Origin of the sequence: Arsenophonus sp. ENCA, assembly GCF_002287155.1 — a bacterium.
GTDB lineage: Bacteria > Pseudomonadota > Gammaproteobacteria > Enterobacterales > Enterobacteriaceae > Arsenophonus > Arsenophonus nilaparvatae.
Genome location: NZ_NHNG01000581.1, coordinates 1 through 19,197, shown reverse-complemented (window position 1 = coordinate 19,197; position 19,197 = coordinate 1). Strand labels below are relative to the sequence as shown.

The following is a 19,197-nucleotide window of genomic DNA, read 5'->3' as shown; positions in this document are numbered from 1 at the left end:
GACGTCTTTAACTCCAGGAAAGGCGCGAAAAAATTCCTCAGCAGAGCGAATTTGACGAGCGGGCAAAACACATTCTCGCCCCAAGGTCATCTCTAAAACCGGCAATAATATTTTTACCCAGCGACATGCCCGTGTTCTATCTAAACCAAAAAGAAGTCCTTGCAAATCATAGGTCGGATAACATTTTAAATACAATAAAATAAAAAGCAGTTTATCTAATGGGGTTGGGATAAATCCTTTCTGCCCTGCACCCATCTGCCGCTCGTGAGCTTTTCGATTCTTTTTCCGATAAATCAAATAACAAGCTGAAAATTCAGCGGCTAAATTTTTCAATTCTTCGACTGATAATCCAATGATTGCTTTACATAAACGATTATCTCGTAACAACTGCTCTTTGTTGATCATTTCAAACCGTTATTTTCTAAGTTAAACCTCTTTTTATTGTCTATAGCGTGACAAAAAATGCAAGTCTCTATTCAGCAACTAGTTTAATGAGACGAAGTTTTTCAGCAACGATAAGATTAATATTCATTTCCTACACTAGTATCATAAGTAAAAACAAATGAATCATAACATTATTAGTTATCAAACAAAAAAGCTGCGCGTGATATTAATTTCATTACTCATTAGTAAATCTATATAAAATATTCAATCTATCTAAATTATAATCATTTAAATAAACTTACTAATTATACACAACATCACTGACTTATAGGGTTATATTACTATCCGCGACTGCTGCTAAAAACAATTTTTTGCAAATCCATATAACCATAAAAAAACCAGTCTATAAAATCGACTGGTTATATAATATGTAACGCTATTAAATAGAATATTTATGCATCCTGCATTATCAGCTTCCTGCTGAATGTATCTTCCTACTATTTACGAGGTAGTAATTTGTAAGCACTAATACTTATCATTCGTTATCCCTAACACTACCTTTCTTATTCCTCTATATTATTAAACAATTTAATAATTTCAAAGTTAAAAAATAAACTAACATTCACCATTTATTATTAGTAACAATGACTAAATTTATTTCGCGCAATAAACGCCCGTTAAATCATTTCCATTTCTTATTTCGATTTATGGCACATTTGATAAATGCTAACTTATCGGCGGGCATAAGAATGTCGGATTTATCTGAGGAACACAAGAATAGAAAAAATAGTTTTTAATCATTTTTTTCCGATAATAACAGAATATTTTTTTATCCTACTGAAATAATAAAATATTTCATCTCGCTTCATGGTTTAAAAAGCAATAAACGCAGATATAACTTACATAATTTGTAAGTTATATCTTACAAAAAAATAAGTAAATATCTTAATCACATTGCTTTTTAATTACAGGAGTAAGTTGTTGTAAAAATTCAATCAGACTACCAGCTAAGACGCGACGTGTTGTTTGACCTAATGTTTCTAATATAACTTGGCCATTAATATTATCTACGGAAATAATTTCAAATTCAGAATCTAAACTTGCAATAAAGAGAGTTGGGGTCAGTCTACGTCTTTTTTGCGTAATAAAATGCCCAATTAAGTTTTCTTGTAAACGAGTAAAATCGGTCATATTCCATACTTGAATTAAATCAAGTTGTTGATCTTGAAATTTTACTCGCATATCAGCGGCTAATTGTGTTGTATAAAATTGGTCAATATTAGGATAAAAATGGATGTCTAACGCTTTTTCAACAGATGCTAACTTTTCATTTGGCAGCGGAAACGGTTTAGGTAACCAATAAACGACATCATCTTTGCTATATTCAATGCAAGGTGAAGGAATACTGTAAAAAGCATCACTCGCCGGTAAATCACCCGTCTGCTGTTGCCAATAAGCAATATAACGCTGTGTGAGTTCCGTTAATATCTGAGAAATCGTTACTTCCATGGTAAATTATTCTTATTGGTGACTAATTATAGGAATAAATCATTCTAATATATAAAAGTATCATTAGGTATTATTATCTATCTGCTCAATTTGTTGTTAAGCTATACATTAAACAACAAACTTACTCTAATATATTGATTATGCTAGCAACTATCTTACTGATTTTCTATTTTAGGAAGGAACTACATGCCACTTGATCAAGATAATGGTGAGCTACAACACCTAACGCTCGGAAAAAAAACCGAATATCAAGATAACTATGCACCTCATCTACTACAAGCGGTTCCTCGTCGCCTAAATCGACAACCTTTAGGGTTATCATCAAACAGGTTGCCTTTCCATGGCGCAGATATTTGGACACTCTATGAGCTTTCGTGGCTAAACAGTCGAGGAGTTCCTCAAGTGGCTATCGGCCATGTTACCATTAATGCTAATAGCATAAATCTGATTGAATCTAAAAGTTTTAAACTCTATCTAAATAGTTTCAATCAAACCCAATTTATTAGCTGGCAAGAAGTTGAAAAACAACTAACCCAAGATTTGACTGTATGCGCTGCAGGAGAAGTGACAGTAAAATTACAGCCACTCACCATGTTCGCTAATCAAACTATTCATAATCTGTCTGGTGAATGTATTGATGAGCAAGAGATAGAAATTACTGATTATGAATTTAATCGTGATTATCTTAACAACGCAACCACGAATACAAAGGCAGAGGAAACATTAGTTAGCCATCTGCTAAAATCTAATTGCTTAATTACTAACCAACCTGACTGGGGTTCAATACAAATTCATTATTGTGGCGCTAAAATTGATAGAGAAAAACTACTCCGTTATTTAGTCTCTTTCAGACACCATAACGAATTTCATGAACAATGTGTCGAGCGAATATTCAATGATATTCTTCAGCTATGTCAACCCGATAAGTTAAGCGTTTATGCCCGTTATACACGTCGGGGCGGCTTGGACATCAATCCTTGGCGTAGTAATGAGAGTTTTCAGCCAACAATGATGCGATTAGCACGGCAGTAAGGAGTTTAAATTGATAACACATGTCAGCCCGTTAGGTTCAATGGATCTACTATCTCAAATTGAAGTTAGTATCCTTAAACGTACTGCCAGTAGCGATCTTTATCAGCTATTTAGAAACTGCTCCTTAGCTGTACTTAACTCAGGTAGCAAGACAGATAATAGTAAAGAATTAATCGCTAAATATCCCAATTTTGATATCAATGTTCTACAACGCGAACGCGGTGTCAAACTGGAATTAATTAACCCGCCTGAAAAAGCTTTTGTCGATGGCAGAATTATCCGTTCACTACAAGCAAACTTATTTTCTGTGTTAAGAGATATTCTTTTTGTTCATACCCAGATTATTTCAGCAGAAAAACTGCTGGCATTAAGTCTGCATGACAGCATCAGTATCACTAATATTATTTTTACCATTCTGCGTAATGCCCGAGCACTACATCTCGATGAAGATCCGAATACTATTGTTTGCTGGGGAGGCCATTCAATAAATGAAATTGAATATCTTTATGCCCGCAAGGTTGGAAATGAATTAGGATTACGTGAATTAAATATTTGCACTGGCTGTGGCCCTGGCGCAATGGAAGCGCCGATGAAAGGTGCCGCAGTAGGCCATGCACAACAGCGTTATAAAAATGGCCGCTTTCTTGGTTTAACTGAACCTTCCATTATCGCTACTGAGCCACCTAACCCTCTAGTTAATGAACTTGTTATCATGCCAGATATTGAAAAACGCCTTGAAGCATTTGTTCGAGTTGCTCATGGTATCATTATCTTTCCTGGCGGTGCTGGTACTACAGAGGAACTACTTTATTTATTGGGAATTTTAATGGATCTTGCCAATAATAATCAGGCATTACCATTAATTTTAACTGGCCCAAAAGAGAGCCAAGCCTATTTTGACACCCTCGATGATTTCATTAAGCATACCCTTGGTGAACAGGCCTGCAATTATTATCAGATTATTATTGATGATCCAAAAGCTGTAGCACGTAAAATGAAAAAACAGATGCCACAAGTTAAAGAAAATCGTCTCAATACTGGTGATGCCTATAGCTTTAATTGGTCAATAAAAGTTAATTCAGAATTACAAAAACCCTTTACACCAACCCATGATAATATGGCAAAACTTAACCTATTTTGTGATCCAAAGCAGCCGGAAAAATTGGCCGCTAACTTACGACGAGCCTTTTCTGCTATTGTTGCCGGTAATGTGAAAGAAGTGGGTATGAAAGAAATTGAAAAGAATGGCCCCTATAAACTTCATGGTGATGCCAAAATTATGGCTCATATGGATACATTATTACGAGGGTTTGTTAGTCAACATAGAATGAAACTACCTAGCAAGGCAGCCTATATACCCTGCTATGAAATTATTAAATAACTGACAAGACTATGCACAAAAAATTATGATCCACTTACTTATTGTTGATGCTTTAAATCTAATCAGACGAATTCATGCTGTTCAAGGAAGCCCTTGCGAACAAGCTTGCGTTTCTACTCTTCGCCAGCTAATTAATCATACTTCGCCTACCCACGCTGTGGCAATATTCGATAACAAAGAACATCAGACAAATAACTGGCGGCAACAACTTTTACCTCAATACAAAGCTGGCAGACAAGCAATGCCAGATGATCTTTATCACGAAATAAAAAACCTTGAAATCGCATTTAAGGCGCAAGGATTAGCTTGTTGGCATGCCATCGAAAATGAAGCTGACGATCTGGCGGCAACGTTAGCAATTAAAGTGGCCACCGCTGGCTATCGTGTTACCATCATTTCAACAGATAAAGGCTATTGTCAGCTACTTTCAGCATCGATCTATATTCGTGATTATTTTCAAAAACGTTGGCTTGATTTATCCTTTGTTAATAAAGAGTTTGGGGTTAAACCTGAACAGCTGCAGGATTATTGGGGACTAACTGGCATAAATAGTAGTAAAATCCCTGGCATAACCGGCATTGGTCCTAAAACCGCAGCAACTTTACTTCAGCAATATCCTACATTAGAGGCCATTTTTGCTAATATCCATTCCTTACCCGAAAAATGGCGTAAACGGATTGAACCGGCGCAAAAAATAGCCTTTATTAGCCGACAGGTTGCCTCTCTCAAAACCGATCTACAGTTAAATGGAAATTTACAACAACTCAGATTTACACCATAACACAATAAAAAATAAAAACTTTATTGTTAATCACTGTTCTTCTAATCCCGCTCTGGTATAGAGGCTGACCAAACTCGTCTTATATGTACCGTGATCTCTTCGCGATCATGGTAGAGTTGCTTCGCTTGGATTTGAGCATTAATACCATTTTCGTTTAGTGTCTGTGATATTTTGTTCAAAATTGATGAAACCTCTTGATAACGTTTTTTCATCGGTAGCTTTAAATTAAATATCGCTTCCCGGCACCAGCCTTTTAACAACCAATCTGTTATCAAAGCAGCAACTTTTGCCGGTTTTTCAACCATATCACACACCAACCAACTAATATTCTTAGTATGTGGTGTAAATTTAAAACCATCAGTTCGATAATGCCGTACCTGACCTGTTTGCATTAAACTTTCAGCCATTGATCCATTATCAACCGCATCGACCATCATACTGCGCTTCACTAATTGATAGGTCCATCCGCCTGGATAAGCGCCCAGATCAACGGCCTTCATACCCGATGCTAAACGCTCTTCCCTTTCATCATAGGGAATAAATAGATGAAATGCTTCTTCCAGTTTTAATGTTGAACGACTTGGCGCATCCGCTGGCAGTTTTAACCGCGGGATCCCCATAAAAAAAGGTGAATTGTTATTTGCATAAGAATAGCCAACATAGCAACAGCCGGCAGCAATAAAAAATACATGTATAACCGGACGTTGATGGTTTTCTTTCAACAACAATATTTTTTGTTGACGAAGCGCATGGCGTAAAGGCACAGTAAATTTACGGCAAAATTTCAGTAGTTCTTTACTCTCATTGGTATCCGGCACTTCAACTCGTAACTCACCAGCTCGTTCAACCACACCTTGCAATAACGCGACAATCGGCGATACGCGATCGTTCGATGGCAAATCTTTCAATAACTGGCTAACAACCACTAGTTGACGAGCAAATATTAATGTACCAAAGGGTATATCTTTAGCTAGACGATCTGCATCAGTAGGCTGATAACATTCAAATAAAACATAACCGCTATTATCTTTTACTTTGGCATAGCCGTAAACGCCGATCTGGGTAGCCTTATCAGTAATTTCTGCCGCACACTCTTTTTCAAATCCTGAACGACAATATAAAATAATATTATTATTCATGACGTATTGTTGGATTCCTAAGCCGAGTTGCACCAATAACAATTAATATCCAGCCAATTAAAAAGCAAAAACCGCCTACTGGTGCCAAATGGGCAAAGTATTTTGCTTGTAAAAGTGCCATACAATAAAAACTGCCACTGAACAATAAAATACCTATACTGAAGAAAATTCCTCCCCAATAAAACCATAAAATAACTTTACGCAATAAGATAGCGCCTAATATCATAAGAACTAAAGTATGCATTGACTGATAAAGTAAACCAATACGAATCCATTCACGAGTTTCGCACAGGCATATAAAATTCTAAAAATGGCTTAAAAGCAATGATTAATCTGCAAGTTACTAAAAAACATAAATTTTCTTAAATTACAATAAGTTGTATTTGATTTATAAGGTTTTGACTATTTATATATCATGCTGAATTAAACTTAAAAATAGAGCGTTTTTTTATTGGTGCGAAACTCGTGTCTAAACCAAAAAGAAGTCCTTGCAAATCATAGGTCGGATAACATTTTAAATACAATAAAATAAAAAGCAGTTTATCTAGTGGGGTTGGGATAAATCCTTTCTGCCCTGCACCCATCTGCCGCTCGTGATCTTTTCGATTCTTTTTCCGATAAATCAAATAACAACACGAGTTTCGCACAGGCATATAAAATTCTAAAAATGGCTTAAAAGCAATGATTAATCTGCAAGTTACTAAAAAACATAAATTTTCTTAAATTACAATAAGTTGTATTTGATTTATAAGGTTTTGACTATTTATATATCATGCTGAATTAAACTTAAAAATAGAGCGTTTTTTTATTGGTGCGAAACTCGTGTCTGATACTCATCTGCTGGCAATACGTTAGCCCCATCTGCAATTGCAAACGGTAATATTTCATTTTTTGCCATCGGTTATTCCTTACAATTTTACTGACCAACTGCCGACATCAAAGCCGTCGATATAACGATTGTTGACATCAAAGCCAAAAATACCGTTATCCCCTTCGGAACCGGTATAGGCGTTGAGTCTTACGCCTTCAGGCTTAATATTAAGATAACCCTGTTTGATAACGGCTTTTGTCACTTCCGGTATGATGCCACCGGTCAGATACACATCCATTGACATATCTTGATTGTCGATAAAAAAGATTTTTACCGTTTCATCAGGGATTACGCCCTGATAAATTTCTGAGAGCATCTCGCTGGTACCATCCCAGTGATTCGCGCGGATTTTGGCTCTTAAGATAAAGCGATAAGTCTCATCATCCAATTCGGTAAAGCCACTATCTGCATCAAAGCGCCGTTTCCAGCTCCCCTGGTCAAAACCGACTTTTTCGGTATCCAATGAAAAATAGACCCCTTTAATCGGCGTTTTAACAAAGCGGGATAACCCTATCCATTCACCAACGGCATCCAGTTGTCTTCCTGTTCCGTTATCGATACTAAAAAACGCATTAAGCTGTGTGGCTAAGGCTGCAATATCGCTTAGCGGTTTTGTCATTAATTCAATATGTTGCGTAAACTTTTCCGCTGGACGATGTTGCGGGGTAATGTATTCGGTGTAATCTCTCATGAGGTCACCACCAGTTTGACGTTATTCTCACGACAACTGACTGCTTCGTTGAAAACGACAACTAAATTGGCTTCTTTGACCGTTTCTTCTGTCCGTCCGATTTTTATTGCCGTGATATCAAACGTTTTCCCTTCTTCATCACCAGGTAGATTTGCCGGTGAATAAAGACGGGTCAGATACAAATTATCGCCAATCAGTTGTTGGTTAATATATTCTGATACTTTCTGGCGGATTTTATCGCCTGTTAACGTGGTAAAACCTAAAAACGCCGTTAAATCGATTTCCACATGCACATCAACCGTTTTAGGTCTCGAAAAACGAATCGTAATTGGCATGTCGTAACGGTCTTTGACCGTTACCGCTGTGTCGCCATAAGTGCCAGCGCCCGGTGTTTTCTTTTGTGCTATAGCGTTAGCAATTGTGGTGACATCGCCACCATCCACAATCATGGCAATAGAATGCGGCGGAATCCCATTTTTATCGTTTTTGCTGGTATCATTTTCAAAACCGCGCTGCCTGGTTACCCCGTGTATCAAGCTAATTGCGCCCTGTATCCCTTCTAATACCGTGCGTGAAGGCAATGATACCGATTTTCGTTGCCGCTCACGTAACTGGTTATCCGTTTCAATCGGCCTGCCTTGCGTGGCGGGTTTGGGATTATTCACCGTTTGCCAGCCTCGCGTGGGCGTGGCTATCTCGTTAATTTCTCCGGATAGTGCAGTAATGCTCCCTGCAACCAGACAAACCGCCGTCACCGTCGCTTCACCGTGGATGTCCAGTGTCACGTTTTCTGGTAAGCGCCAGATATTGCCATTTTTATCCCGTACACGGCCATTTTTTATCACTGTACCCACCTGACCCGTTAATACGACATCCACATTCGAGTAACCCGATGCATGACGGGAAATGCCGTTTATCGCAACATTATTAGACAGTGCGGCGCCTTTACTGGTACTCGGGCTAAAACTGTTGTAGGTGGCGATAAGCGCATTATTGGCATCGTGAATGGCGAGTGCGTAAATGGCTATCATCTGGCCGTCTTTACTATCCGGCGTTAAATACGCATCCTGCCCGTAAATTTCATGAAAAAAATCGGTTAATCGTAATAATATGGTTGCGTAATCCGGCGCACTGATGCCGTCGTCAGTCACTTTCGCTGACAACCCTAACGTATCAAAATTTAACATTATGCCTCGTGGGTAAAGGAAGTTTCGCCGTATTGCGTTTGTACTTTTGCGCTGATAGTCAGTTTTCGGGTGGTTGGACTTTGGCGGACAGTAAAATCGGATAATGTGGTTACGCTCTGCGTATCGAGTATGCGCTCTTTGATGGTCATACCATAAGCATTAAGATGAGGTTTTCCCAATACCGATTGCAGCCAGGGTGTCCCTTCTTCACTGTTTAAAAACCATTGCCCTTGCCAAAGTGACAAGCGGGTTATTATCGCAAGGGCGACAGCATCAGGCGTATTAGTTAAAAACGTGTTATCCCCTTGACCAAAGCTGTAGTCGCCTTTACTCGTTTCTCGTCGATAACGCATCAATAGCACCCTTTTACTGTTGCTTTTTATTTTTTTCAACGACCTTGATGTCTTCTAACTTGAGAGAAGGCTCATTATTAAGAAGTAATAAAAAAATCACGCCCAGAAGTCGCCATGCGGTTTTTAGTTTGTGTAAATAAGAACCGCCAAAAAAAATGTTAACACTTTCTTTCATTTAATTTACCTCGCCTGAATTATCCCCACCGGCTTTGACACCTTTGTGGGTATGTGTTTCATCAATCCTTTTGCCATTGGCGGTCAATGTGCCCAAAAATTCAATCGCACCGGTAATTTTTGCGGCCACACCGGAGGCCGTCGAACCCACCATACCGCCTAACCAATTCAATAACCCTTTGATGGTCACTCTCTCCGAAAAAACGGCCTCGGGTGTGACGATTTCAAGCCCTCCAGGGGCAACAATTTTCATTTTTTGCGTTGTCGGGTTTAATTCAAAATACGTGGCACCATCGTCGCTTCTTAACTGCATGGCATTCTGATTGATGTTGCTTATCGTTTTCGCTTGCGATTGTGGGCCGATAAAAGCGAAGGCATCCGATAAATCATGCTGTCTTGGATCAATCGCCTCTTGTATCCCGCCATTTTGCCACCAAAAATCAATGCATCTATCCGCAAAGACCACCAGACACTCATCACCGCTTTTGATGGGAAAGGTCATTGTCACACCGCCCCCGCGCGGAAATATTACCGGTACATCAACTAGCAGGGGTAAATTCACCGACTGCACATGTCCTTGGCTATCGGTCAAGGCTCCCTTTATCGCTGGCTGTACTACACAAGTGACTTTATTGGCATCGAATGACTGAATAATACCCGGCATTGCGACGCGAAGTTGTGACGAAATCGCATGGCGAAAGACTTCAAGCAGTTGTTGTTGGTCGCCGGTGCGCGCCGATACGGAAATCGCCATCATCCCACCTTCTTGATATCGATTCGGTCATTTGATCCCTTGGCAATACACACCAAGTCCATATACCACGGCTTGCCGCGCGTATCACCGGTATACGTGATGTTTTTCACAATATAATCCCCATCGGTGGAAAGACTGGCCGGTTGTGAAACAGCGCCTTGGGTTTGCCGTAAGCCGCCGTCATCGTTTTCGCTTAACTTGCTGCCCCCCAAAGCGATATCGCTGTTGGGCAACATCGTGCGATAGATTAACGCCTGTTCAAGACGGATAAGTCCATTGATTTGAATGTTTGGGTTAATCAAACAACGCACATTCACCCCCGCTTCAATCGTTTGTTGCGGTAAGCCAATCAAGCCCGTTGCGCTATTAAGCACAATTGCCTCCTGAACGTATTTGTTTTCTGGCACTATCACGAGCTGACCGTTAATGTATTGCCATGAGGCAAGGCATTGCCCAGCCAGATTATCAGCGGCGTCCCTAACCATACCAAAATAAACTTTACCCCGTGGAAAGCGGGTATTATCAAACTCAGGCGTCACCCCTTTGACAATCCCGTAAGGGGCAAGCCCTGTGAGTAACGTGTTATGTTGTTCTGCCTGAGTATGCCCTGCGCTTAATGTGGTATTGAGTGTGGCATAATCATAAGCCTCATGCGAATCAATCGCTTGAACAATCACAAACGTATCGGTGGGGTTATCTCTGCCTGAAATTGTATAGCGGATTTTACCGGCAAATATCAGACCCGTATTATCCTGATAGCCTGTCATGAGCTGAATGTTAACAAACTCCTTCGCCTGAATTTGACTAACAGTTTCTTTTTTTAGATTCCAGACTTTAAACACCGCAGTACGAGGGTAACGCGTATCTGGCCAGGTGATATTGAAGGTGGCGCGAAAATTCGATAGCTCAATGCCTTCACCCTTTTCATCAGAGATAATCAGTGAGCATTTTCGTATCCAGTTTTTTGACATGGAGATAGATTCACTTATTTATCTGCCAGCGCATTAACAATGTCGGCGTATTTCTGCTGAGTTAGCTGCAACGCTTTTTCGAAAGACATAACAGTATTTTGACGTTCAATCACTTTATTTGCCTGCGGTGTTTTAGGCAGTGATTCACTCATTTTTTTATTCATCATCCCGTCAATCCTCAATCGGTTATCCAGTACAATTTTACGGTTGTGCCCAAGGTAGTCGCGTTTATGTCGCTTTCCTCATCGGATAGAAAAACCAGCTTCCCTTCACTGATAAGGTGTTGATATTGAGCCAGTAGATTTTCACCCATGACTAGCGGAATACCCTGTATCACCGGTTGATTATCAACCGTGAGTATATCCAGCACCCAGCCAGCGCTATCACGCCAGATAAGGCTAAATTGCCAGACGGTATCGGATAATTTTATGGTGAATTGCTGGTTAATTGGCGTCAGTGGTATTTCGTTAATTTCCATTAAAAAATGCGGCTCCTCGCTGTAATAGGCTGCGATTATCTACGGGTTTTGGCGTTTTCATCCCCGTATTGCTGACACCACCGGTTGTATTACCTTCCCGCATATTTTTTGCATCAGTAGATTTGATATTAACCGTTTGGGTTTGGGTAATATTAAGTTCCCGTAAGGTTAATATCGCCATCAACACGGTTTCCGTGTGTTTATCGGTGGTCACCTCAATCGCGCGAATGAGCATATTCTGGTATTTTCGCTTACCTGTTATCACATCAAACGGTTGACGGCTGGCTTGAAGCGCTAAAATTTGCTGGTAAATTTCCGGTGAGCTTAACCCTACGCTAATACCCAATTTTGATGTGTCCCAAAAATCCAGCAGCGATCCCCCACTTGAAAAACCCACCTCCATGGTCACTTCCGCCGGACGTTTGTAAGCGTGATCGGCAATTTCCGCGCCGAGTTCAACCGGATGCTCGGTGATTTCAAGGGTGTCGTGATGTTTTTCTGAGATAATGACATCCGGCACCAGTAAACCAATTTTGCGCGATCGTTGTGAAAAAAGGGTAGAAAGGATATCCATCAGTAGGCTCGCTGGGTTAATTGTCCAATCAGTCTGGCGTTAATGCCCGTTTGTTTATCGGCAATCGCATTGGCAGTGGCGTGGGGATCTACGGCACCTTGAACATAAATATTCGTTTCCTGCGCAACTGAATTTCCGCCAACACCAGGCATATTGCTTAATACTTTAGGAATGTAATTGCGGGTTTCCTGTGGCATTAACGCCATACCATGCCTTTGCACATTGCCAATCCCCCAATTGTAAGCGGCTAATGTCTTTTCAATATCCCCACCATTCATTTTAAACAGCTGAGAGAGATAACGCGCGGCCGCTTGCGCCGATTTAACCGGATCAAATACCTCACCGCCCGATAACCCAAGATCACGAGCGGTGCCATCCATTAACTGAAATAATCCTTTTGCGCCAGCACGAGAAATGGCAAACTGATTCCCGCCAGACTCTGTGATGGCTACACTACGAAGTAAGCCTTCGGGGAGTCGATAAAGCTGCTCTAGTTTGCCCAGTGTCGGCTGTAACCAACCAAGGAGTTGTCGACCTGATGCACTGGGTTTGGGTCTACCCGTCGGGACATCGGCGATATTATCCGGTATATTGCCACCCTGATTTTGGTTCGCCCAGCTATTATCAATGCCAAAAAACCGTAAACTATCACCAATCGCGCGTTTGACTTGACGGGTGTTATAATCCCATGACGTGCTTGCGCTATCGCTAATATTGTCTTTATCTGAAATCAGATACCCTGCATAGAGACCCCACAATTTCAGCCAGGGTGGGATAGGCAACTTCGCGATTTTGCCAAAAGCCCCTAACACCTTACTTACCCATGCCCCTGCGATAAAAATGGCCATCAGCTCAAGTGCATTTTGCCAACCGCCCACCAAGTCAACGAGGGAGTGAAGTTTATCGCCTAACCAGGTGAATGCGGCTTTTGCCAGATTGATTTCACCTTCCCACTTTGACCAGTCAATAAAGGATTTGCCGCCTTCTTTCCATGTCTGGTAGTCTTCCCATAGTAACAGTAAAGCAGCAACAAGAGCGGTAATAATACCGATGGGCGAGGCAAAGAATGCGCGATTAAGCACCCAGATAGCCGTTGCCAATCCGCTAAAGGTCGTGATGAGTTTTTTAGATTTTTCGTCCAAGTTGCGCCACCAGTCAAAAACATGTCCCATTACCTCACTGACTCGCCAGATAACCCGACCCACCATTTCACCGGCTTGAATGACGCCTTTGATGACACTCGTTAATACCCTCTCAATTTTCGGGAAATTATCCAGCAGTCTTTTGCGTAGATCATCTATCTCTCTGCTCAATCCCCCTGCCAGGTTTAACCCGACTTTATCGCGCAAAATACCAAATAACCCCGTCAATCCTTTCATCGAGGTCATAAACTGGTTTGACTGTTTGGCAGCAAGATCGGCGTTAAATCCGGTTTGCTTAAGCATACGCTGGTAATCAGCAGAAAATTTATTCAACCCTCTGCGCATTGCCATCAAGGTATTTTCATCAATGCCTAACAATTGAGCATATTGATTCGCGCGGTAATAAGGCATGGAGGCCAATTTATTCCCCACACGGTTAAAAATAGCGCTCATATCCTGCAAGTTGCCATTGGCATCACGGGTTTGCACCCCAAGCCGATTTAAAAATCCCTCCGCTCCTGGACTGTTTCTTAAAAATCGCGCCAGATTTTCAAGTGAACCTCTTGCCGCTTCTGCACTACTGCCGGTGAGACTGGCGGCATAACCTAATGCTTTTATGCCGTTAACACTGGCGCCTGTACGCGCTGACGCCCAGTACATTTTATCCAATCCTGCTGCAATTTGTGTCGTAAAGCCCACCACAGCAAGCGCTGCCCCCTCAACAGTCGCCCCCAGTTTGACGACATTGGCACTCACCCCCGTGACAACGGACTGAAATTTTCGCATGCCACTGTCATCAACCTTAAAACCTAAGCTGATGAGAAAATCTCGCAACGTTTCAGCATTAGTCATGGTGGTTTCTCCAACGCGCAATTCGCGCTTCGTTATCCTGTTCGATGTCTATCCACTCATTCATTTCGGCTAAATCTGCCAAATCGATTGAGCCATCTTTTAATTTGTCGAATTTAATGTAGCCATACTTAACAGGAAGGCGTAAGAAGTCCTTACCATCCGGCATTGAATCCAGGGTTAATCCTGTGGTGGAAGGCTGGCTGTCTCGTCGCCTTGGGGTGCGTGAAAAAAATTACCGAGGGAGTCTCCAATCACCTGCGCTACAATCTCAAGCAGGGTCTTCAAGTCAATATCATCAAACATCAATTCACCCTGGCGAAAAATCGGCGTCCATGCCTTGGCATTTTTGCGTGAAACCACGGCTAAACACGGGTGCAAAATCGCATTACAATCTTCATCGCTCATTTGGGCAATGGCATTTGCCATAACGGGTAACACCGCTGCCATTGGCATTTCCCCTTGCTGTAATTTTTGCAATTCACCGGTTAAACCGGATAATACGGGTAATAATTTTCGCGTCACTTTAAGCTGGTCAAAGACACTGAGTTTCGTCGCGCGATACTCGTGACCGTTAATTTCTATTTCCATTAGAATTCTCCTAATAGTGCATCTATTTTGATGCAGTCAAAGACCCAAGCTAAAACATTCGCCTCTTTTGCATTTTGTAAATCCGGTATTTTTTGAAACGCACAACTGCGCGCGGTGATCATATCGCCAGATACCGGATTACGGATCACAATCACGTTATTACCCCAAAGGGTAGATGACACGCTTTGCGCGTTATAGGCGATCATCAGTTTTTTGTTAACCGGTGAGGCTTTAATCAGACTGACCGTAACGGTGCCGGATTTTCCGCCATGTCGGGTATGCATCCCTTCACCATCAGCACCAATGGTCATGGTGTTTTTAGCTTCGGTCATTGTCACCACAATGCCTTCTTCCGAGTTCGCCGAGCCAGCGCCAAAATCTATCACCCCCGTGGGGCCGGTTAGCGTGGCGGAAACGTCAACAAAACTATACGTGGCCATTTTCTCTCCTTATCGAACAATGGTGATCAAGACATCCGCGAAATGTACCGCGCCGGCTAACTTACAGGCAACCTGAATCGGCGGTGCTTTACGTTTTTCTCGCTCGGATTGCGCCTGCTCTGCAAGCGGTTGAATATAGACGTAATATCCTTTGGTGAGCGTATCTTCGCTTGCCAATTGACCTATACTGCCACCGTTCCAGATACCCGGTGCAAGTAATCCATTAGTAACCGCCTGCGCTAAGGATTGCTCAACATTGGTTAAAAGCGTCGTGCTGCCTTGCTCCGTTTGAGGGATTTTGGTGGTACTGGTATACAAAAGATTGTACAAATTGGTTTGCACAAAGTTTTGCAACCAGTCCAGGCCGTGGCGTTCATCGAAAAAATCACCATTGACCATCACGCCTTCTTGTATGATGGCAGTGTCGTTATCGTAATTGACAAACACGTTGCAATTTTTGTCCGCCAGCGTATTCGCCTGTGAAGTGGTTAATGTTTCTGCTTTAACGCCAGGCTCCTGTTTGAATTTGAGCGTAATCGTGGTGTTATTGCCGTTGAAATTGACGGAAAACGCCCGTCCAAAAGCAGAGGCTGCTGCATAGGGGGTTGATGAAGAATATTGGGTAAACACCCGTTGATATTTTGCTTGTTTTAACACGGAGGCAATATCATCATTTTTCGTGCTATCAAGAACGGCGGTATCCTGGGTGGTATAACCAAAAACGCGGGAACTTCCGGCCGCGCCAATAAAGTTGGCGATACCTTTCACTTCATCGGTAGAAAGGGCAGCGGTTACCACCAGTCCATACCAATGGCTGGAAAAATCCGCCAAGGTTGTCACCGCATCAACAATAGTTTCACCGTCCATACCTAAAACCGGCGTTGCGCCGCTCTCTTGGGTGAGTTTCAATAACGCCGATAAGTCAGTGCCTGATTCCGGTGCGAAAGCAAAACCCACTGCGCTTGTTTTACCTGCCGTATTCGATGTCATCACGAATCGACTATCGTTATTATTCCACGTTATTGTAGACGTGCTCATTTTTTCACCAATTCGAGCGGCAACCCCGTTTAAATTGGTTTCTTGCGAAAAATCAATCGCACTTAACTTAACTGTTCTTCCGTTTACGCTGATATTCATCGCGCCATCGGTAATCGCCTTAAAATTGTTAATTTTTGTCTCTTCTTCGGACAAAATGCCACCGCGCAATAATGCGGGTGAGGATGATTTCACCCAGCGACCCACATATAAATCGACGGGTTTTGGTGACTGCTGGTAATAAAGTGAAGCCGCCTGATACTCGGGTGCGGTTGTACCAAAATCATTGGCGACTTCCTCAATATTGGAATACGCCCGTAATCGCTCAAACGGATCGATAACCGGTGAGTCACCGACAATCAGCAGTGAACCAAAATTACGACTACTGGCGGCACGCGGTGACATATCAAGCGTGACCTTAACCACCCTTGAAACGGGTAAACCTGTTGACATTATTTGTCTCCTAAAAACGTGACGGTTACATCTGTCACTGATTTTATGTGATAGCGACGCACCACTTTGCGGCGTAGATGAACGGTTATATCAAACCGGTTCACCCACTGATTATTGATAAGCTCAGGAAACGCGGTGATCTGGCTTTGGCTGCCGAACGTGAGATTGAATTTATTCAGTTCCGCGTTATTTTGACTGAGCATAATGCCATCTCGAAAACGGGCGGCATAGACCATGCCGTCTTTTCCGTAGAAAGAGGCCATACACGTTAAGGTCTCGTACTGCCAAAGTTCGCTCGATTCATCGCTTTGATTGACCATGGCGGGATTTGGCTCACTGGTAATATCGATGATACCGAAAGCACACCAGTCACTATCAGGGGATGGCAACGGTGCCGGATCGCGTTGCCAGCGAGGTAAAACGTGTTTCGCTGGCAAGCCAGAAACGCCACAAACCCAAAGGCTTAACCGACGATTTAAGCTTTCATTGTACAGGGCATTATCACCAAAGGGCGTTAGCCATCCCGCCTCCGTACTGCTGTTATTGCTCATGAGAGATTCCTCCGTCAAACGGCATCAGTTCACAATGCGCCTGAACAAATCCCGCGCCATAAGCAGTGTAAGGGTCGACGGATTTCACCAGATATTGACGCCCCTGATAGGTAACTATATCGCCAATATGATGAGTTTCACCTGCAATCAATCTCGTCGTAGTGATAACCAATATTCGTCCGCTGACGAGTTGTCCAGCGGTTCTTATTTGCGCCTCAATTGAGCTATCTACTGTCACAACACCTGAAAAAGAGTGCGTACTTTCTTTTGTCGAAGTAATACCTTCATCATCAATCAAAATTTCCCGTCGAGTATACGTGAGTGTAGCGTCATTAAAACGGGGATTGAGTAATACCCGCGTAACATCAAGGATTGGCATTTTTTTTCCTCACAACATAGGTGATCGCCCGACGATAGGTACCCGTGTCAATAAGCGGTCTGGCATTGCTATTATCTGGCGGTAAACCGGTTTTTCGATTCTCAAGCTCTTGTGCCGCGCCTTTGCGCCCACGTCTTGCTCGGGCAGCTAATGTACTGTCCGCCAGTGGCACAAATTTGCTTTGCGTAATGACGGCTTGTACGCCTTGAACGGCAATTTGGCCTGCTCGATTTAACGCTTGTTCTGCTTTATCCGGCTGAGAATCCAAAATGGCTTTAGCGGCAGATTTCAATTCCGCGGTGGTTTTGGTTTCCACTGAACGAATACCTGGTATCAAATGGGGTCTGGCGGGGATATTTTTAGCCGGTGAGCCAAATTCGTTGAGATAACCAATCGCCGCATTGCTAAAAGGGATATCCTCGCGTTCACTCTTTTCAGCCGGAATGCCGACCAGTACCTCTTTTTTGCCAAGTTGAACGAGGGCATCAAATAATTCACTGGCCTTGTCAATGCGTAAGGTGACGCCACTTTTCACAATTGCCGTCCCCCTGCGCCAAACATCAGTACCCACTGATAAAACTCCGCCACGAGTTTCGCACAGGCATATAAAATTCTAAAAATGGCTTAAAAGCAATGATTAATCTGCAAGTTACTAAAAAACATAAATTTTCTTAAATTACAATAAGTTGTATTTGATTTATAAGGTTTTGACTATTTATATATCATGCTGAATTAAACTTAAAAATAGAGCGTTTTTTTATTGGTGCGAAACTCGTGTAATTTTGCTTTATTGAGCAAATCATTGGTGTTGGTGAAGAAATAAGGCGTTCGTTGATTAATTTCATTAAGAACATGAATGACATTATTGTCTTGATAAAAGTTGGCGACGTAATCGTTTTGTAATTGATTAATCATCAATGCTACTGGAAGGGCTTCTATCCCCCATATCGCGCTGTCTGTGGGTTTCAACGTATATTCATAAGGCGTAACCTTTGCGATGAACGCATCATCAGGAGAAGGGAATCGGCCATTTCCCCAAAATGGTACCGTGATGCGGTGAGTTTCAACGGTGGGGATTGGAAAAAACTCAGTTCTTTCAATGATAAAACCGTCATCACTAACCAAATTATAAATTAGCCGCTGTTGTTCTCGTTGACTTTCTTTAAGCCTGTTGCTCAATAGCAAAATTAATTGTGACTTACAAAAAAACCAGCTATTGATGATAAAATAATCAATTTTTGAATTAAAAATGACCTATATAAGATTAAAAAATAACCTATTTTTGTGTTTTTTAGATGTATCTAACTTGTTTTTATTGAAAGCAGTTTTATTTCACTATTGAGCAACAGGCTTATTGTCACAGAGATTTTGGATGAACAAGACTGGGTACCTTTCGAACGCTGTTATTCTTCAACAGGTAGAGCGCCGTATTCTCCTCGTTCAATGATGGGAATTTTGCTTTATGGGATCATGAAAGG

General features: G+C 41.9%; 25 protein-coding genes and 1 pseudogene. 3 read left to right on the top strand and 23 right to left on the bottom strand.

The genetic code is table 11. From position 1 onward, the window contains the following. Together CBG25_RS15200 and syd are read right to left on the bottom strand one after the other, a co-directional pair. Nucleotides 1-405 (bottom strand): transposase family protein (locus CBG25_RS15200; RefSeq protein ID WP_290603697.1); only part of this gene is annotated, 405 nt, incomplete at its 3' end. Nucleotides 406-1,329: 924 nt separating this feature from the next. Further along, complete coding sequence (gene syd / locus CBG25_RS15195) at nt 1,330-1,893, bottom strand: SecY-interacting protein (RefSeq protein WP_290607688.1); 564 nt, start codon at nt 1,891-1,893, stop codon at nt 1,330-1,332. Between the two features lie 186 nt (nt 1,894-2,079). On the opposite strand from syd, the gene queF reads away from it, so the two are divergent. The 3 genes from queF to xni are packed head-to-tail and all read left to right on the top strand — an operon-like array spanning nt 2,080 to nt 5,087. Further along, entirely contained in the window at nt 2,080-2,925 is an 846-nt protein-coding gene (gene queF / locus CBG25_RS15190; RefSeq protein WP_290607686.1) for an NADPH-dependent 7-cyano-7-deazaguanine reductase QueF, read from the top strand. Between the two features lie 10 nt (nt 2,926-2,935). Further along, nucleotides 2,936-4,306, top strand: coding sequence for a nucleotide 5'-monophosphate nucleosidase PpnN (gene ppnN, locus CBG25_RS15185; protein WP_290607684.1), 1,371 nt, complete (start codon nt 2,936-2,938; stop codon nt 4,304-4,306). 22 nt (nt 4,307-4,328) lie between these two features. Continuing rightward, nucleotides 4,329-5,087 (top strand): flap endonuclease Xni, encoded by a 759-nt coding sequence (gene xni / locus CBG25_RS15180; RefSeq protein ID WP_290607694.1) that lies wholly within the window; start codon nt 4,329-4,331, stop codon nt 5,085-5,087. A gap of 41 nt (nt 5,088-5,128) precedes the next feature. Here the strand turns inward: xni and rlmM are convergent, their stop codons facing one another. The 21 genes and pseudogenes from rlmM to CBG25_RS15075 all read right to left on the bottom strand — a co-directional run bounded on the left by rlmM (nt 5,129) and on the right by CBG25_RS15075 (nt 18,898). After that, nucleotides 5,129-6,226 carry a 23S rRNA (cytidine(2498)-2'-O)-methyltransferase RlmM gene (rlmM, locus tag CBG25_RS15175; protein WP_290607682.1) on the bottom strand — a complete coding sequence of 366 codons (1,098 nt, stop codon included), beginning with the start codon at nt 6,224-6,226 and terminating at the stop codon, nt 5,129-5,131. Further along, nucleotides 6,219-6,503: pseudogene (locus tag CBG25_RS15170) on the bottom strand (DUF423 domain-containing protein); the annotation flags it as partial. The gene rlmM and the pseudogene CBG25_RS15170, both read right to left, overlap by 8 nt. A gap of 136 nt (nt 6,504-6,639) precedes the next feature. Beyond that, nucleotides 6,640-6,873, bottom strand: coding sequence for a transposase family protein (locus tag CBG25_RS15165; protein ID WP_290607680.1), 234 nt, complete (start codon nt 6,871-6,873; stop codon nt 6,640-6,642). A gap of 261 nt (nt 6,874-7,134) precedes the next feature. After that, the gene (locus CBG25_RS15160) at nt 7,135-7,788 is read right to left on the bottom strand and encodes a DUF2612 domain-containing protein (RefSeq protein WP_290607678.1); all 654 of its coding nucleotides are present in this window, start codon (nt 7,786-7,788) and stop codon (nt 7,135-7,137) included. Then, on the bottom strand, nt 7,785-8,975 hold the full coding sequence (locus CBG25_RS15155; protein ID WP_290607677.1) for a baseplate J/gp47 family protein: 1,191 nt from the start codon (nt 8,973-8,975) through the stop codon (nt 7,785-7,787). Before CBG25_RS15155 ends, CBG25_RS15160 begins: the two co-directional genes overlap by 4 nt. Then, nucleotides 8,975-9,328 carry a hypothetical protein gene (locus CBG25_RS15150; protein ID WP_290607676.1) on the bottom strand — a complete coding sequence of 118 codons (354 nt, stop codon included), beginning with the start codon at nt 9,326-9,328 and terminating at the stop codon, nt 8,975-8,977. The genes CBG25_RS15155 and CBG25_RS15150 overlap by 1 nt, the downstream gene beginning before the upstream one ends. Nucleotides 9,329-9,341: 13 nt before the next feature. Continuing rightward, the gene (locus tag CBG25_RS15145; RefSeq protein WP_290607674.1) at nt 9,342-9,503 is read right to left on the bottom strand and encodes a hypothetical protein; all 162 of its coding nucleotides are present in this window, start codon (nt 9,501-9,503) and stop codon (nt 9,342-9,344) included. Continuing rightward, nucleotides 9,504-10,256, bottom strand: coding sequence for a Gp138 family membrane-puncturing spike protein (locus CBG25_RS15140; RefSeq protein ID WP_290607692.1), 753 nt, complete (start codon nt 10,254-10,256; stop codon nt 9,504-9,506). Continuing rightward, nucleotides 10,256-11,227, bottom strand: coding sequence for a hypothetical protein (locus CBG25_RS15135; protein WP_290607672.1), 972 nt, complete (start codon nt 11,225-11,227; stop codon nt 10,256-10,258). The genes CBG25_RS15140 and CBG25_RS15135 overlap by 1 nt, the downstream gene beginning before the upstream one ends. A 14-nt stretch (nt 11,228-11,241) precedes the next feature. After that, nucleotides 11,242-11,394 (bottom strand): hypothetical protein, encoded by a 153-nt coding sequence (locus CBG25_RS15130; RefSeq protein ID WP_290607670.1) that lies wholly within the window; start codon nt 11,392-11,394, stop codon nt 11,242-11,244. Between the two features lie 11 nt (nt 11,395-11,405). Continuing rightward, nucleotides 11,406-11,705: a hypothetical protein gene (locus CBG25_RS15125; RefSeq protein WP_290607668.1), complete on the bottom strand. Its 300-nt coding sequence runs from the start codon at nt 11,703-11,705 to the stop codon at nt 11,406-11,408. Beyond that, entirely contained in the window at nt 11,695-12,279 is a 585-nt protein-coding gene (locus tag CBG25_RS15120) for a phage baseplate protein (RefSeq protein ID WP_290607666.1), read from the bottom strand. The genes CBG25_RS15125 and CBG25_RS15120 overlap by 11 nt, the downstream gene beginning before the upstream one ends. Further along, nucleotides 12,279-14,273, bottom strand: coding sequence for a transglycosylase SLT domain-containing protein (locus CBG25_RS15115; protein WP_290607664.1), 1,995 nt, complete (start codon nt 14,271-14,273; stop codon nt 12,279-12,281). Before CBG25_RS15115 ends, CBG25_RS15120 begins: the two co-directional genes overlap by 1 nt. Further along, the gene (locus CBG25_RS15110; protein ID WP_290607662.1) at nt 14,266-14,439 is read right to left on the bottom strand and encodes an NTP pyrophosphohydrolase; all 174 of its coding nucleotides are present in this window, start codon (nt 14,437-14,439) and stop codon (nt 14,266-14,268) included. Before CBG25_RS15110 ends, CBG25_RS15115 begins: the two co-directional genes overlap by 8 nt. 11 nt (nt 14,440-14,450) lie before the next feature. Continuing rightward, entirely contained in the window at nt 14,451-14,861 is a 411-nt protein-coding gene (locus tag CBG25_RS15105; RefSeq protein WP_290607660.1) for a phage tail assembly chaperone, read from the bottom strand. Next, on the bottom strand, nt 14,861-15,301 hold the full coding sequence (locus tag CBG25_RS15100; RefSeq protein WP_290607657.1) for a phage protein: 441 nt from the start codon (nt 15,299-15,301) through the stop codon (nt 14,861-14,863). The genes CBG25_RS15105 and CBG25_RS15100 overlap by 1 nt, the downstream gene beginning before the upstream one ends. Nucleotides 15,302-15,310: 9 nt before the next feature. Beyond that, a complete protein-coding gene (locus CBG25_RS15095) occupies nt 15,311-16,789 on the bottom strand; it encodes a DUF3383 domain-containing protein (RefSeq protein WP_290607655.1) in 1,479 nt (492 codons plus the stop codon). Next, on the bottom strand, nt 16,789-17,340 hold the full coding sequence (locus CBG25_RS15090) for a hypothetical protein (protein WP_290607654.1): 552 nt from the start codon (nt 17,338-17,340) through the stop codon (nt 16,789-16,791). The genes CBG25_RS15095 and CBG25_RS15090 overlap by 1 nt, the downstream gene beginning before the upstream one ends. Continuing rightward, the gene (locus tag CBG25_RS15085) at nt 17,330-17,719 is read right to left on the bottom strand and encodes a head-tail adaptor (protein WP_290607652.1); all 390 of its coding nucleotides are present in this window, start codon (nt 17,717-17,719) and stop codon (nt 17,330-17,332) included. Before CBG25_RS15085 ends, CBG25_RS15090 begins: the two co-directional genes overlap by 11 nt. After that, nucleotides 17,706-18,230, bottom strand: a complete 525-nt coding sequence (locus tag CBG25_RS15080; RefSeq protein WP_290607690.1) for a hypothetical protein — start codon at nt 18,228-18,230, stop codon at nt 17,706-17,708. Before CBG25_RS15080 ends, CBG25_RS15085 begins: the two co-directional genes overlap by 14 nt. A gap of 227 nt (nt 18,231-18,457) precedes the next feature. Then, nucleotides 18,458-18,898: a DUF6012 family protein gene (locus CBG25_RS15075; RefSeq protein ID WP_290607650.1), complete on the bottom strand. Its 441-nt coding sequence runs from the start codon at nt 18,896-18,898 to the stop codon at nt 18,458-18,460. Between the last annotated feature and the right edge of the window lie 299 nt (nt 18,899-19,197).